Raw genomic sequence first — 16,156 nt, forward strand, 5'->3', positions numbered from 1 at the left:
CACCGCGATCTGCTTGCGCCCGGCCGCAGGTTCCCTCAATCAGTCGGGAGCGTGTTGCGAGAGGGAAGCCAGGCCATGCGGACCATGACCGACGGGCGGTGGCCGGGGATCGCGCTGGGCGCGGCGGCCGCGATGCTGCTAGTGAGCTGCTCCGGGGAGAAGACGCCGCCGGCCAAGGCCGCGCCCGAGGCGACGCCGACGCCCGTGGCGGTGGCTCCGCCCGCCACCCTGCCCGCTGCGCCCATGCGTCCGGAGGGCGCCGACGCCATCGATGCGGCCCTGGCGGGCGCCCAGGCGTTCAACGCCAAGGCCCTGACCGACCTGGCGGCCATCGAGCGGGCCGAGAAGCGCATCCGGGACCAGGCCGGCCGGGCGCTGGAGGCGGCTCGGCGCGGTGATGCGGGTCGCGTGACGGCCGCACGCAACGATGCGGAGACGACTCATCGCGGGCTCGCCGACAGCCTTGCGGCCTTCCGGACGGCAGCGGCCGAGCAGCAGGCGGCGGTGACGGCGGCGCTGGCGCTCTGCGGCCCCTCCGCCCCGGCGCCCGGCGCGACTGCGGGGCCGGTGACCCCGCCGCCTCCGCCTGTGAAGACGCCGCTGCCGGGCGCGCCGGCCACCGGGCCCGCAGGCCCGGCCGTGGTCGACCCGACCGCGTACCAGGGCTGCGCGGCGCTGGCCGCCGAGCAGACCCTGCTGGCCCAGAACATTGAGGCCGTGGGCGCCCGCTACCAGGCCGCGGAGGCGTCTTATCGGCAGGATCGCCCGAGGCTGGAGGAGGCCGCCGCCACGGTGGCGCTGGGCAAGCTGGGATCCTTGTAAACCGCCGGGCCGAACCTAAATAAGTTCCGATCGCGCTGGCGTCCGTTCCCCCTCGGACAGCGAGCGACGGGTGTGCGGCCCTGGCGCCTTAGATGGCTGCCGGGGCCGCCTTCGTTTTGGGGCTATGCAGGGCGGGTCGCGAGGACGGGCGGGCCGCGAGCGGGGCTGAGGGCGCGGGAGCTTACAGACGAGACCCGGGCCGACCGCGTTTGGCCCGATACCCCCTCCCACGGCCTCGGCGCCGACCGCGGCTAGATGTGCTTTGCGCGGGCCAGGGGCTGGTCGGGAACCGCAGGCGCGGAGATCGACGCCTGCCAGTCGTCCGTGGCAAGGGTCGGCGGAGCCAGCATCCGGCCCAGCGCCAGATAGCTCGCGAAGCCCACGAAGAAGGCGACGCAGGCCAGGACGAAATAGGGCTTGAGCACGTCGTTCATGAGGCTGACCGCAGGCTCCCTATGGCCGGTTGCCTGAGGTTCAACGGGCGCCCACGGGGACGGTTGCGGCGCCGCTCGCCATTGTTTTTGGAAGGCCCGCCGCACGAGCCCGGGTGTTGCGATCGCATTGCCGCCGTTGAGCGTCACGGGCGCCTTCCTCGTCTGCCGCAGCCAGCTTGGCCGTAAGGTTCCTGCATGCAGGTACGGCGCCAGGAGGCCGCCGGTTTCACGCCGGCGCATTGACGGGGCGCAAGCGGCCGGCGCGCGGTGAGGCGTTTTCAAAGTTGCGAACGATTCTCATTGCGCGACGTCATGTCGCGACTTAAGAACGCCTCGCATTCTTAGTCGCAACACGCCGAGGGGCGCGGGGGATATGGTGAGAGTTGGAGGCGGCATCGCCGCGCGGAAGAAGCTGGCCATGACCTGCGCGCTCGCAGGGCTGGCGGGGCTGTCGCTGGGCGGGGCGGCGAAGGCGGTGGAGGCCGACGGGGCGGCGATCGCCACGGCCGATGCGGATTCGGCCGGCACGGTCTCGGGCATCGAGGTCGAGGGCAAGCTGACCAAGCAGAACAATCCGAAGGTGACCGCCAAGCCGCTGGACAACCCGCAGACCGTGACCGTGGTGCCGCGGGGCGTGATCGAGGCCCAGAACCTGCTCTCGCTGCGCGACATCCTGTCGACGGTGCCGGGCATCACCTTCGGCGCCGGCGAGGGCGGCGGCGGCTTCGGCGACTCCATCAACCTGCGCGGCTATTCGGCCAACAACGACATCACGGTCGACAACGTCCGCGACAGTGCCCAGTACACGCGCTCCGACCCCTTCAACCTCGAGCAGATCGAGGTCACCAACGGCGCCAATTCGGTCTACTCGGGCGCAGGCTCGGTGGGCGGCACCATCAACATCGTCTCCAAGCGGCCGACGGGCCGGAACTCGACGGTCGTCAGCGGCGGCGTCGGGACCGAGAACTACTGGCGCGGCACGGTCGATGCGAACCACGTGGTCGGCGACAATGTGGCGGTGCGCCTGAACGCCATGGTCCACCGGAACGACGCGCCGGGACGGGACGTCGAGGAATTCAAGCGCTGGGGGATCGCGCCGTCGATCACCATCGGCCTGAACGGCCCGACCCAATTCACGGCCATGTACTTCCACCAGGAAGATCGGAACCTGCCGACCTATGGCGTGCCGTTCTACAACGGGCGGGCCGTGCCGGGCGTAGATCCGGAAAACTACTACGGCTATTCGAACGTCGATAAGCAGGACTCCGACGTCGACATCCTGACCGGGATCATCGACCACGACTTCGGCAATGGGCTGAAGCTGCGGAACCTGTCGCGCTATCAGAAGGTGACCCAGCTCACGGTGGTGAATCCGCCGCAGGGGACCTACTGCCTGGCGAACGGCCAGAAGCCGGTGGCCTGGAGCCAGTCGACCACCGCCACCAACATAACGGGCTACACCGCCTGCCTTCCCACCGATCCGGCGCCGGGCTTCTACCAGCCCAGCGGGCCGCGCGGGAACCTGCGCGATACCGAGAACACCCTGCTGTACAACCAGATCGACCTGACCTGGGACGGCGAGCTGGGCGGGATGCGTCACACGGTGGTGTTCGGCGTCGCGTTCCTGGACGAGGACTTCCACCTCGACACCGGCAACGTCTTCCGCACCGCGACGGGCGCGACGGTGGCCCTGCCGCCGATGAACATCGCCAGCCCGAACAACACCTACACGGGCCCGATCAACTTCATCCAGGCCAGCGCACAGGACGGCGACCGCCGGAACCAAGCCGTCTATCTGTTCGACAACATCGTCATCAACGAGCAGTGGTCGATCAACGGCGGCGTCCGGTGGGAGCACAACGAGGGCTCCAACTCCACCGACACCTATTCCACGGTGGTGGGCCCGACATTGGGGACCGTCACGCCCGGCCCCAGCTTCAAGGTCGACGACAACCTGCTGACCTACCGGATCGGTGTGGTCTACAAGCCGATCCCGAACGCCAGCCTCTACGTCTCCTACGCCAACTCAGAGACCCCGAGCCAAGCCACGGTCAACGGCCAGGGCGCCTGCGTCGTGGCGACCTGCACGGTCGACCCGGAGAAATCCGAGAACATCGAGATCGGCGCCAAGTGGGACATCCAGGGCCGGCTGTCGCTGACCGCGGCGATCTTCCGCAACGAGCGGACCAACTACCGTGTGGCGTCCAACGATCCGCAGCAGCCGGACCAGCAACTGGACGGCAGCGCCCGGGTGCAAGGCGTCACGCTCGGCGCCTCCGGCCGGATCACCGACGCCTGGTCGATCTTCGCCAACTACACCTACCTGAAGTCCAAGGTGCTCCAGGGGGTCGACGACGTCTTCGCCGCCCAGGGGCGCGATTTCACCCGGGGTGACGACCTGCTGCAGGTGCCGGACCACGCGTTCAGCCTGTTCACCACCTATGACCTGCCGCACGACATCCAGGTCGGCTACGGCGTGACGTACCAGGGCGAGTACTACCTGACCCAGCACGCCCTGGTGACCGGCGCGACCACCGCCGTCCGCACCACGATCCCACGGGTGAAGGCGCAGGACTATTTCGTGCACCGGGCCACAATCGCCTGGTCGCCGACGGAGCAGCTTGAGCTGCGCCTGAACGTGAACAACCTGTTCGACAAGGCGTACTACACGCGGGTCCGCAACAACGGCTGGGCCATGCCGGGCGATCGCCGCAATGCGACGCTCACCGCCAACTACCGGTTCTGAATCCCCCCACAGGACCGGCAGGCGCTGTCAGGCTTCGGCCCGACGGCGCGTAAAGCGCCCCGCCTCTGCTGCTCGCAGGCGGGGCGCCATTCGTTCTAGGGTTTGCTCATGATGCTGCATGTTCCGGGCGTGCTGTCGCCCGACGCGGTGCGCGACCTGCGCGCCTTCATCGACGCCGCCGCCTGGGAAGACGGCAACGCAACGTCCGGCAAGCAGTCGGCGCTGGCGAAGGCGAACCGGCAGTTGCCCGAGGCGTCGGACGCCGCCCGGCAGGCCGGCGCCCGGGTGCGGGAAGCCGTGACCCGCAGCCCGCTGTTCATGGCCGCCGCCCTGCCCCACACCGTCTATCCGCCGCTGTTCAACTGGTATGGGCCGGGCCAGACGTTCGGCGACCACGTGGACAATGCGATGCGCTTCCAGCGCGACCAGGGCATCCGGGTGCGCACCGACCTGTCGGCGACCCTCTTCCTGGCAGGGCCGGACGACTACGACGGCGGCGAGCTGGTGGTGGAGGACACCTATGGCGCGCACGAGGTGAAGCTGCCGGCCGGGGACCTGATCCTCTATCCGGCCTCCAGCCTGCACCGGGTCACGCCGGTCACCCGGGGCGAGCGGGTGGCCAGCTTCTTCTGGATCCAGAGCCTCGTGCGCGACGACGCCAAGCGGACCCTGCTGTTCGACATGGACGTGGCCATCCAGACCCTGGCCCAGGACGCAGGGCTCGGCGCCCCGGCCATCGTCTCCCTGACCGGGACCTACCAGAACCTGCTGCGGATGTGGGCCGAGCTGTAGGGCCGGTTGCGGGCGGGAAACGCGAAGGCGCCTACCCGGCCGCGGGAAAAGCCGTTATCCCGCGCCCGACCTAACGCCACGGAGACCTCCCATGCCGCTCGACTCTGGCGCGCCCCAGAAGACCTACCGCTGGGATGACCCGCTCGACCTGTCCTCGCGCCTCTCGGAAGAGGAGCGGATGGTCTGGGAGGCCGCCCGCCAGTACGCCCGCGAGAAGCTCTTGCCCCGGGTGGTCTCGGCCTATGCCGAGGAGCGGTTCGACCGCGAGATCATGACCGAGATGGGCGAGCTGGGCTTCCTGGGCCCGACGCTGCCCGAGGAGTACGGCTGCGCCGGCGTGAATCACGTCGCCTATGGCCTGATCGCCCGCGAGATCGAGGCGATCGATTCCGGCTACCGCTCGGCCATGAGCGTGCAGAGCTCGCTGGTGATGTATCCGATCTATGCGTTCGGCTCGGAGGAGCAGAAGCGCAAGTACCTGCCCGGCATGGCCGCCGGCCGCATCATCGGCTGCTTCGGCCTGACGGAGCCGGACGGCGGCTCGGACCCCGCCTCGATGCGCACGACGGCGAAGAAGGTGTCGGACGGCTACGTGCTGAACGGCGCGAAGATGTGGATCACCAACTCGCCGGTCAGCGACGTGGCCCTGGTCTGGGCCAAGCTGGACGGCAAGATCCGCGGCTTCCTGGTGGAGCGCGGGACCAAGGGGTTCGAGACTCCGCAGATCAAGAACAAGCTGTCCCTGCGCGCTTCGGTCACCGGCGAGATCTCGCTCAGCGACGTCCACGTGCCGGAGGACGCCATGCTGCCGGGCGTTGAGGGCCTGCGCGGGCCGTTCTCGTGCCTGAACAAGGCGCGCTACGGCATCGCCTGGGGCGCCATGGGCGCGGCGGAGTTCTGCCTGCACGCCAGCCGCGACTATGTGTCCAGCCGCAGCCTGTTCGGCCGCACCCTGGCCTCGCGCCAGCTGGTACAGAAGAAGCTGGCCGACATGTCGACCGAGATCGCCCTGGGCTTCGAAGGCGCGCTGGCGCTGGGCCGGCTGATCGACGAGGGCGCCTGGGTTCCGGAAGCCATCTCGATGCTGAAGCGCAACAACTGCGGCAAGGCGCTGGATATCGCCCGGGTCGCCCGCGACATGCACGGCGGCAACGGCATCTCGGGGGAGTACCACGTGATGCGGCACGCCTCGAACCTGGAAACGGTCAACACCTACGAGGGCGCGCATGACGTGCACGCCCTGATCCTGGGACGGGCCATCACGGGCGAGAGCGCCTTCTAAGCTGCGGAAAAGGCGGCGGTAAAGTCGGGTACGCGACAAAACGCCGATTTTTGGCACAACCTTAAATTTACACTCCCCGCGTACCCCTGCGTCAGCTTAGTCCGCCGACCGGCGACAGGCGCGGGGAGAACGCATGGCTCGGAAGAGCGCTCAAGGCGCCGCCGACAGGGCCCAGATGGCGCAGTGGCTGTTCGACAACAGCCGCGACCTCATGCAGGTCGTCGCGCCGGATGGAACCCTGCTGCAGGTCAACCAGGCCTGGGCCGACTTCACCGGCCTGAGCCAGGAGGAGCTGGTCGGCCGATCGGTCTTCGACTTCTGCCATCCCGAAGAGATCGAAGGCATCCGCGCGCGCGCCGACGTGGCGCAGCCCGGCGACGTGAGCGAGGCCGAGGTGCGCCTCAAGGATCGACATGGGAAGTGGCGCTGGGTCGCCGCCCGCCGCCAGGTCATGGAGAACGGCGCGCATATCGGCAGCATGCGCGACGTCACCGACGAGCGCACCTATCGCGCGGAGAGCGAGGAAGCCCGGCGGACCCGCAAGGCCCTGGGCGCCGCCGCCGGCATCGGCGTCTGGGAGTTCGACCCGCGCAAGGACGTCATCTGGTGGTCGGACGAGATCGTCGAACTCGTCGGCCTCGACCCCTCGGTCGAATGGACCGCCGAGCGCTTCTATCAGATCGTCCACCCGCGCGACCGGGCGAAGATGGCCCAGATCATGACGGACGCCGTCGCCAACGGCGGCGACATGCGGATCGAACACCGGATCCGCGCCCGCGATCGCTGGCTGACCATGCGGGTCACCGTCCGGACCGAACGGATCGCCAGGGGGTTCCACGCCCTCAAGGGGATCTCCGAGGACATCACCGAGCTGGCCGAGGCGCGCGATGCGGCGCGCAAGGGCGAGCAGACCGCCCGCAAGGCCCGTCGCGAGGCCCAGGCCCTGGCCGGTCGCCTGGCCCTGGCGCTCGAAGCCGCCGAGGCCGGCGTCTACGAGATCGATCACGTGGGCAAGACCTTCTGGTGCTCGCCGGAGTTCGAACGGATCACCGGCCGCAAGAACTCGAGCTACGAGGAAGCGACCGAGCTCCGCTATCCCGGCTTCCACGTGGACGACCTGCCGCACGTGCGCGCCTCGTTCCGCGCTCTGCACCGCGGGGACAAGAACTCGGGCGAGAGCTTCGAGGCCCGCATCGTGCGGCCCGACGGCAGCGAGCGCTGGGTTCGGGTGTTCCATCACCTGGTCAAGTCGCGCAACGGCCGCTGGCTGAAGGCGGTCGGCCTGGTGCAGGACTGCGACACCCTCAAGCGCCAGGAGATCGCGCTGAAGGAGGCTCAGGTCGCCGCCGAGGCCGCCGCCGAGGCGAAGGCGGCCTTCCTGGCCAATATGAGCCATGAGATTCGCACGCCCATGAACGGCGTGATGGGCGTGTTGCATCTGCTTAAGAACGAGCGGCTGACCGACGACGGGCGCGGCCTGCTGCGCGAAGCGCTGTCCTGCGGCCAGATGCTGGCCGAACTGCTGAACGACGTCATCGACTTCTCGAAGATCGAGGCAGGACGCCTGGAGCTGGCTTGCGAGCCGGTGGACCCGGCGATGCTGGTCGAGGGCGTGGTGCGCCTGCTGGAGCCCCAGGCCAAGGCCAAGAACCTGCAGTTACTGGTCGACGCCGACCCGGCGCTCGGGTGGGTCAGGTCCGACCCCGTCCGTCTCCGCCAAGCCCTGTTCAACCTGGTGGGCAACGCCGTGAAGTTCACCGAGGCCGGCCGCGTGGTGGTGCGCTGCCGGCGCCCCGAACCCGGCGTGTTGCGCTTCGAGGTGGAGGACACCGGAGTGGGTATCCCGGAGGCGGCCCAAGACCGGCTGTTCGAGCGCTTCAACCAGGCCGACGCTTCGACCACTCGCAAGTTCGGCGGCTCCGGCTTGGGGCTGGCCATCACCCGCCGGCTGGCGGAGATGATGGACGGCGACGTGGGCTTCAGGTCCGTCGAGGGCCAGGGCTCGACCTTCTGGATCGAGGTGCGCGCCGACGCGGCCGAAGCCCAACAGGAGGCGGCCGAAGCTCTGGACACCCTGCTGGACGGCGTGCGCGTGCTGGTGGTCGAGGACAACCCCACCAACCGGCTGATCGCCACCAAGCTCTTGGAGAACCTGGGCGCGGCGGTAGAGACGGCGGCCGACGGCTACGCGGGCGTGGACGCTGCGGCCCGCGGCGGCTTCGACCTCATCCTCATGGACATCCAGATGCCCGGCATCGACGGGTTGGAGGCCGCCCGCCGCATCCGCGCCCTCGGGGGCGCCGCCGCGGCGACGCCGATCGTGGCCCTGACCGCCAACGTCCTCGCCCACCAGCGGCAAGCCTATCTGGACGCCGGCATGGACGGGGTGGTGGGCAAGCCCATCGCGCCCGGACTGCTGCTGGCCGAGATCGCCCAGGCCGCCGCCAACCGCGACGTGCCGGACAGCGAAGCCGACACCGCGGCGGCCTGACCTCAATCCCGGGGCTTCCGGCTGTCTTGCGTGCGGCCGCCTGTCCGCTACGGTCCCGCGCTTCGTTGCGTTGGGGACCATCATGGATCGCAGGCTCTTCCTCCAGGGCGCCGCGGGTGCGGCCCTCTTCACCGCCCTGCCGGCGCAGGCGCAGGGACAGGGCGAGGACCAGAAGCTTCGAGCGCTGCTGGACCGGTTCTGGGACGAGCAGATCGACGAGGCCCCGGAGGCCGCCACCAGCCTGGGCCTGGACGTGGGCGCCCGCGCGGGCCTCCGGGCGAAGCTGAGCGACTATTCGCCGGCCGGGCGCGATGCGATGTTCCAGCGGACCAAGGGGCGGCTGACACGGCTGAAGGCCATCGACCGCGCCCGCCTGGGGCCTGCCGCGCAGATCGACTACGACGTCGTCCGCTATCAGTACGAGACGGCGGTAACGGGCGGCGAGCGGTTCCGCTTCGGCGAGGGCGCCTCGGCCAGCTTTTCCTACGCGCCCTATTCCCCCTATGTAGTGAGCCAGCTTTCCGGGCCCTACCAGGCGCTGCCGGACTTCCTGGATTCCAAGCATCCGGTGGCGAGCGCGGCCGACGCCGACGCCTATCTGCAGCGCCTGCGCGGGTTCGCCACTGCGCTGGACGCCACGACCGCTAGCCTCAAGGCCGAGGCGGCGCGAGGCGTGCTGGCGCCCGGCTTCCTGCTGGAGCAGGCGAGCACACAGCTGGGCAAGCTGGCGTCGTCGGACGGCCTGGCTACGGCCTTCGCGAAGAAGGCGGCCGCGGCGGGGGTTGCGGGAGACTGGAAGGCCCGTGCCGACGACATCCTGGCCAAAGCGGTACGGCCGGCCGTCGAGCGCCAGAAGGCGGCGGTGGACGCCCTGCGCAAAACTGCCAGCGACGACGCGGGCGTCTGGAAGATTCCCGACGGCGAGGCCTACTACGCAGGCGCGGTGGCCTATCAGACCACCACGGCGCTGAAGCCGGAGGAGATCCACCAGCTCGGCCTCGATCAGGTGAAGGCGCTGACCGCCCAGATCGATACCTTGCTGCGCGCCGAGGGCCTGACCGGCGGCACGGTCACCGAACGCCTGGTGGCGCTGAACCGCCGGCCGGACCAGCTTTATTCCAATACCGACGCCGGCCGCGCCGAACTGCTGGCCTATCTGAACACCCGCGTCGCCGACATCGAGAAGCGGCTGCCCCGGGTGTTCGCCACGATCCCGAACGCGCCGATGGAGATCGTGCGGGTGCCGCCCGCGATCGAGGACGGCGCCGCCAACGGCTACGCCCAGGGCGCCTCGCTGGACGGCAAGCGGCCGGGGCGGTTCTACATCAACCTCAAGGATACGGCGGAGTGGCCGCGCTATTCCCTGCCCAGCCTGGCGTTCCACGAGGCCTATCCGGGCCACCTCTGGCAGGGGGCGATCGCCCAGCAGTCGACCGACATCCCGATGCTGCGGCGGCAGGGCGGCGGCTTCTCGGCCTATGGCGAGGGCTGGGGCCTCTACGCCGAACAGCTGGGCGACGAGCTCGGCTGCTACGACGACGATCCCCTGGGCCGGATCGGCTATCTGCAATCGATCCTGTTCCGCGCCGTGCGGCTGGTGGTGGACACCGGCCTGCACGCCAAGCGCTGGAGCCGGGAGAAGGCCACCGACTACATGGTCGAGGCGACGGGCCGGCCGCGGGGCGGGATGCAGCGCGAGATCGATCGCTACTGCGTCTGGCCGGGGCAGGCCTGCAGCTACAAGGTGGGCCACAACGAATGGGTCCGGCTGCGCGAGGACGCCCGCGCCCGCCAAGGCGAGCGCTTCGACATCAAGCAGTTTCACGAGGTTCTGCGCCGCGGGCGCATGCCGCTGGTGGTGCTCGAGCGGGTGGTGAAGACGACGCTGGTGTGACGGCAAAGTTCCGCGCTATGCGGGATCGCACAAGTCCTTGGGGAAGGAAGACAACGTATGGCGGAGATCGCCGCGACGGACGCTGGCCAGAAGCCGACGTCGCTACGGACCGTGGTGGCCGCTTCGTCCGCAGGGACGACGTTCGAGTGGTACGACTTCTTCGTCTTCGGAAGCCTGACCGGCGTCATCTCCAAGACCTTCTTCACCGGTCTGCCTGAGACCGCCGCCCTCGCCGCGGCGCTGGCGCTGTTCGGGGCGGGCTTCCTGTTCCGGCCGCTGGGCGCGCTGGTGTTCGGCCGCATCGGGGACAAGGCGGGGCGCAAAGGCGCCTTCTTGGCCACGGTGCTGCTGATGGGCGGCGCCACGGTCGCGATCGGCCTGCTGCCCAGCTACACCCAGGCCGGCATCATCGGACCGGCGCTGCTGATCCTCATGCGGATCATCCAGGGCTTCGCCCTGGGCGGTGAGTACGGTGGGGCGGCGATCTATGTCGCCGAGCACGCGCCGGCCAACGGGCGCGGCCGGGCGACCAGCTGGATCCAGACCTCGGCGGCGTTCGGCCTATTCGGAGCGCTGATCGTGATCCTCCTGACGCGCCTGGCGGTCGGCAACGAGGCGTTCGACGCCTGGGGCTGGCGGATCCCGTTCCTCTTCTCGGGCGTGCTGCTGGCGATCTCGATTTGGATGCGCCTGAAGCTGACCGAAAGCCCCGAGTTCGCCAAGCTGAAGGCCGAGGGCAACGAGACCAAGGCCCCGTTCAAGGAAGCCTTCGGTCACTGGCCGAACCTGAAGCTGGTGCTGATCGCCCTCGCCGGCGTCATGTTCGCCCAGGGCGCCGTCTGGTACACGGCCTTCTTCTACGTCCAGACCTTCATGGAACGGTTCCTGAAGGTCTCGCCCGAGACGATCAATCTGCTGATGCTGTCGGCCACGGCGGCCAGCGCGGTGCTGTATGTCTTCTTCGGCTGGCTGTCGGACCGCGTGGGCCGCAAGGCGGTGATGCTGTTCGGCATGATCCTGATGACGGCCGCCTACTTCCCCGGCTTCCACATGCTGTCCAAGACGCTGAACCCAGCGCTGGCCGAGGCCGAGGCCGCCACGCCGGTGGTGGTGATCGCCGATCCCGCCGACTGCTCGGTGCAGTTCGACCCCGTGGGCAAGGCCAGCTTCGTCTCCTCCTGCGACATCGCCAAGTCGACCCTGGCCAACGCCGGCGTCTCGTACCGCAACGAGCCAGGCGTCCCGGGCCAGCCGGCCCTGGTGCGCATCGGCGCCCAGACGATTCCGTCCACCAGCGCCGAGGGCCTGTCGCCGCCGGTCGCCAAGGCGGTGAAGACCAGCGTCGAGAACCGGCTGAAGACGGCGCTGAGCCAGGCTGGCTATCCGGCCAAGGCGGACCCCGCGCGGATGAACCTGTTCGGCGCGTTCGGCGTGCTGCTGGTGTTCGTGACGGCCGCCACGGCGCTCTACGGGCCGATCGCCGCCTGCCTGGTGGAGCTGTTCCCCACGCGGGTGCGCTACACGGCCATGTCGCTGCCATATCACATCGGCACCGGCTGGGTCGGCGGTTTCGTGCCGTTCACCGCCTTCGCGATCGTCACCACGGTGGGCGACCTCTACTCCGGCCTCTGGTACCCGCTGGCCTTCACGGTGATCTCCATCATCGTGTGCCTGATCTTCCTGCCCGAGACCAAGGGCAAGCCGCTGAGCTGAAATCCTCCCCCATCGGGGGAGGGGGATCGCGAAGCGGTGGAGGGAGTCCGCTCAAAACGCGGCTGAGGACCCCCTCAGTCGGCATTCGCCGACAGCTCCCCCGACGCGGGAGCAATTGGCTACTTCGCCGTCCCGTCCAGATCCGCGAGTTTGGCGTAGGACGGCGGGGTCGTGGCCTGCAGCTTCTTCGCCACCGTCTCGGCCTCGCGTAGGGCGCGCAGGACATTGCCGCCCGCCAGCTTGCCCAGGTCCTCGTCGGACCAGCCGCGGCGCGCGAGCTCGGCCAGCAGGTCGGGGAACTTGTCCACTCCGTCCAGACCCACCGGCGTGTCGCCGATGCCGTCGAAGTCCGAGCCGATGCCCACGCAGTCCACGCCGCAGACCTTGGCCAGGTGCTCCACGTGGTCGGCCACCTGGGCCAGGGTGGCGGGCGGGCCGGGGTTGGCCTTGTCCCAGGCGTCCATGGCCGCCTTGGCGCGCTCGGGCTGGCCGATGTAGAGGCCCCCGAACGGCGGGGAGTTGTAGCGCGCCTGCTCGGCCGAGCGGTCGGCGGCCCAGCGGTTGCGCGCCTCCGACACATAGGTCGTGGCGAAGTTGACCATGACCACGCCGCGGTTCGCCTTCACCAGCGCCAGCACGTCGTCCGGCACGTTGCGGGCGTGGTCGGCCACCGCCTTGGCCCCGGAGTGCGAGAAGATCACCGGCGCCTGGGTCGCGGCCAGGGCGTCCTTCATCGTCTTCTCGGACACGTGGCTCAGATCGACCAGCATGCCCAGCCGGTTCATCTCGGCCACCACCGCCTTGCCGAAGGGGGTCAGGCCGTTGTGGGTGGGGTTCGCCGTGGCGCTGTCGGCCCAGCGGTTGTTGATGGCGTGGGTGAGCGTCATGTACCGCGCGCCGGCCGCATACATCTGGCGCAGCACCGGCAGGCTGTCGTTGATCTGGTGCCCGCCCTCGATGCCGATGAGGGAGGCCACCTTGCCGGCCTTATGGGCGCGGACCACGTCGTCGGCGGTGTAGGCCATCTCGAACACGTCGGGATAGCGTGTCGCCATACCCTTCACGATGTCGATCTGTTCCATCGTCATCTGCACGGCGATGGGGCCGTCATACTGCGGGGATATGAATACAGACCAGAACTGGCCGCCGACCCGGCCCTTCTTCAGGCGGGGAATGTCGGTCATCAGGCCGATGGAGCCCGGTCGAGGTCCCTTCAGCTGGGAGGTGTCGGACCGCAGGTCGATCTTGCCGACGTCGCCCCCCGCCCGGCCGCGGATCTCGCCGGGCAGGTCGTTGTGGCCGTCGATCAGCGGGGTCTTGGCCAGCACCTTGTCGACCCGCGCGGCGATCTTGGGATCGGCCGCCTGCGCCCCCGCAGAACCGGCCCATGCCAGGACCGCCATTGCGGCTCCGCAGGCCGCCGCCATCTTCAACGCCATAGGAATACGCCCCTCAATCCAGACCACCAGCATGCAGAGGTCGCCGGGCCGGTCAACGCACGGCCGGCCCGGCGACGATCAGAACTCCGTCGACAGGGTCACCTGCACCGTCCGCCGCGGCCCCGGCCGGAAGAAGGCCGGCGTGCTCACGGTAGTGCTGATCGTGCCGAGGTAGTCCTCGTCCAGCAGGTTGTCGACGTTGACCCGGGCCTTGACGTTCTTGAGGTGACCCCAGTCCACCCCGTCACCCAGGTCGAGGTAGGCGGCGAGGATGGTGTAGCCGCCCGTGGTCTCGGTGTTGGTGAAATTGGTGTAGCGCTTCGAGATGGTCCGCGCCGAGAGGTTGAAGATCGCGCCCTGCACCGGCTCGAAGGTCACGCCGCCCTGGAACAGCCACTCGGGGAAGTCGGGGACCTTGTTGCCGGCGATCAGGAACGTGGCGAAATTGTCTTTGAATTCCGAGATGTTGTACGAGACGTTGGCGTTGAAATAGACCTTGCCGCCGAAAAGCTCGGGCTTCCACTGGCCGCTGAACTCGGCGCCCTTGGCCTCCACCGCGCCCACGTTCTGGAAGAAGGTCTCGGTGGTGGTGCTGCCGGGCACCGGCGAGGCGAAGGACTGCAGCCGGTTGTCGAACTTGGTGAAGTAGGCGACCAGCGAGGCGTTGAACGTGGGCCGATTGGTGCGCACCCCCAGTTCGTAGTTCTTCGCCTTCTCGGCGTCAGGGCCGGGGGCCAGGGGGCTGGCGGCCGAGAAGATGTCGTCGGCGCCGCGCGGCAGGGCCATGTTCTCGGAATAGGAGGCGAAGACCTGGTCGCGGTCTGTAACCGACCACACCGCGCCGACCTGGGGCAGGAAATAGTCCTTCCAGTTGTCGGTGATGGTGGGCGTGCGCCGGTTGATGAAGTCGGCGGGGTTCCGGTAGCCGCTGATCTCGTAGTCGATGTCCAGGCCCTTGAAGCCCACGTCGACCTTCAGGCGGTCGTCCAGCAGGCTGATGGTGTCCTTGACGAAGACCTGCAGGGTCTTGCGGTTCGAGGTGTAGTCGCGCTGGAGGTGCACCGGCTCGTTGAACAGCGGCGCGCCGTCGGGGTGGCCGTTCTCGACGTTGTAGCGCTGCTGGGTGCGGTGATAGTCGTCGTCCTCGTACCAGGCGCCAGCCTGGATGGTGTTGATCCCCCACCGCCAGGTCAGATTGCCGTTCACGCCCTTGCGCGTGCCGTCGATGGTGGACAGGCCGTACTGGATGCCGCGCGGTGCGAACAAGCCCGGCACGATCAGGCGCTCGGCGTTGTAGTTGGCCAGCGAGGTGGCGTAGGCCTCGGGCGAGACGCCATAGCCTTCCTTGTCCTCGTAGTAGCCCGTGACGGAGACGTCGACCGCCTCGCCCAGCGGCGTCTTCAGGGTCAGGGCGTAGAGGTGATCCTCGCGGCTGTTGACCGCGAACTTGTAGTACTGGCTGTAGTTGCTGTTGGAGTACGGCACGCCCGCCGCCGTGATCGGCAGGGACGTGGCCGTGGCCGCCGAGCCCGCCGCGCCCGGGACCGGAATGTAGCCGAGGTAGGCGAAATCACGCCCGCTGCGGCCGAAGATGTCCCCTGCCGTGCCGGCGTACTGCGCCTTGGTGATCGAGGGGCTGTCGTAGTCGAAGTACTTGTTGTGCACGGTCTGGAAGGTCACCGAGCCCTCGCCGAACCGGTAGCGCAGCTGGCCTTCGTAGTGGTCGCGGTCGATGGTGCCGGGTCCCCGCCACAGCTCGCCGGAGACGGTCGAAAAGCTGCCGAAGGCGGAGAAGCCGTTGTGCTCGCCGGTATCCAGGCGGACGAAGGCGCGCAGCAGCTCGTCGCTGCCGCGGCTGTAGCTGACGCGGCCGCCGAACTCTTCGGCCGGGCCGCGGCTGATGTAGCTGACGATGGGCCCCAGCGAGGCGTAGCTCGCGAGGGACACATCGCCCGAGCCGGCCGAGGCAGTCACCCGGGCCAGGTTCTCGTTGTCCACGTAGCGGTAGATGGGCGAGCCCCCGAACTGGTCCGAGCGGCCCATGGGCACGTCGTCGAGCAAGAAGCCGATCTGCTGGAAGTTGAAGGCCCGGACGGAGACGGAGTTGCCGAACTCGTACATCCCCAGGGCGTCATTGGCCTGGACGTTGAAGCCCGGCAGGCTCTCCAGCATCTTCAGCCCGGTGATGCCCGCCGGCGCCGACAGCAGGGCGTCGCTGGTGATCGAGACCGTGGCGGTGGCGTGATCCGTGCCGATGGCGACCGTGGCCTCGGACACCCGCGAGCCGGTGACCACCAGTTCCTCGATCTCGGGCGGCCGGGTTTGAGCCATGGCCTGCGAGCCCGCCAGGGCGCCCAAAAGCGCGCCGACGCTCACCATCCCTCGTGCAGCCTTCGCCTTGAATATGCTGTCCATCGCCCCCTCGCGTTCGTTGTCTCAGGGGACAAGGGGCGACGCCGAGCCAGTGCGACAAGGACGTGACGGCGCGCGCTAGGGGAGAAAGGCACGGTCGGTCGCTTTATGACCAACGGATGACCGCCAGG

General features: G+C 68.9%; 10 protein-coding genes. 7 read left to right on the forward strand and 3 right to left on the reverse strand.

All coding sequences use genetic code 11. From position 1 onward, the window contains the following. Nucleotides 1-75 precede the first annotated feature (75 nt). Nucleotides 76-822 (forward strand): hypothetical protein, encoded by a 747-nt coding sequence (locus A2790_RS04570; protein ID WP_293388115.1) that lies wholly within the window; start codon nucleotides 76-78, stop codon nucleotides 820-822. Nucleotides 823-1,073: 251 nt separating this feature from the next. On the opposite strand, the gene A2790_RS04575 is transcribed toward A2790_RS04570, so the two are convergent. Next, nucleotides 1,074-1,256, reverse strand: a complete 183-nt coding sequence (locus tag A2790_RS04575) for a hypothetical protein (RefSeq protein WP_293388117.1) — start codon at nucleotides 1,254-1,256, stop codon at nucleotides 1,074-1,076. Nucleotides 1,257-1,674: 418 nt separating this feature from the next. On the opposite strand from A2790_RS04575, the gene A2790_RS04580 reads away from it, so the two are divergent. From A2790_RS04580 to A2790_RS04605, 6 genes are all read left to right on the forward strand, one after another. Then, nucleotides 1,675-4,002 (forward strand): TonB-dependent siderophore receptor, encoded by a 2,328-nt coding sequence (locus A2790_RS04580; RefSeq protein ID WP_293388118.1) that lies wholly within the window; start codon nucleotides 1,675-1,677, stop codon nucleotides 4,000-4,002. A gap of 108 nt (nucleotides 4,003-4,110) precedes the next feature. Next, nucleotides 4,111-4,794: a Fe2+-dependent dioxygenase gene (locus tag A2790_RS04585; RefSeq protein WP_293388120.1), complete on the forward strand. Its 684-nt coding sequence runs from the start codon at nucleotides 4,111-4,113 to the stop codon at nucleotides 4,792-4,794. 91 nt (nucleotides 4,795-4,885) lie between these two features. Next, entirely contained in the window at nucleotides 4,886-6,076 is a 1,191-nt protein-coding gene (locus A2790_RS04590) for an acyl-CoA dehydrogenase (RefSeq protein WP_293388123.1), read from the forward strand. A 133-nt stretch (nucleotides 6,077-6,209) separates the two neighbouring features. Continuing rightward, the gene (locus A2790_RS04595; protein ID WP_293388126.1) at nucleotides 6,210-8,567 is read left to right on the forward strand and encodes a PAS domain-containing protein; all 2,358 of its coding nucleotides are present in this window, start codon (nucleotides 6,210-6,212) and stop codon (nucleotides 8,565-8,567) included. A gap of 82 nt (nucleotides 8,568-8,649) precedes the next feature. After that, nucleotides 8,650-10,461: a DUF885 family protein gene (locus A2790_RS04600; RefSeq protein ID WP_293388129.1), complete on the forward strand. Its 1,812-nt coding sequence runs from the start codon at nucleotides 8,650-8,652 to the stop codon at nucleotides 10,459-10,461. A 57-nt stretch (nucleotides 10,462-10,518) separates the two neighbouring features. Beyond that, a complete protein-coding gene (locus A2790_RS04605) occupies nucleotides 10,519-12,174 on the forward strand; it encodes an MFS transporter (protein ID WP_293388132.1) in 1,656 nt (551 codons plus the stop codon). Between the two features lie 119 nt (nucleotides 12,175-12,293). Here the strand turns inward: A2790_RS04605 and A2790_RS04610 are convergent, their stop codons facing one another. Beyond that, nucleotides 12,294-13,577: a dipeptidase gene (locus A2790_RS04610; protein WP_293388135.1), complete on the reverse strand. Its 1,284-nt coding sequence runs from the start codon at nucleotides 13,575-13,577 to the stop codon at nucleotides 12,294-12,296. Between the two features lie 114 nt (nucleotides 13,578-13,691). Continuing rightward, nucleotides 13,692-16,028, reverse strand: coding sequence for a TonB-dependent receptor (locus A2790_RS04615; protein ID WP_293388138.1), 2,337 nt, complete (start codon nucleotides 16,026-16,028; stop codon nucleotides 13,692-13,694). Nucleotides 16,029-16,156: the final 128 nt, after the last annotated feature.

This window comes from Phenylobacterium sp. RIFCSPHIGHO2_01_FULL_69_31, assembly GCF_001824475.1.
In the GTDB taxonomy this organism is placed as follows: Bacteria; Pseudomonadota; Alphaproteobacteria; order Caulobacterales; family Caulobacteraceae; genus Phenylobacterium.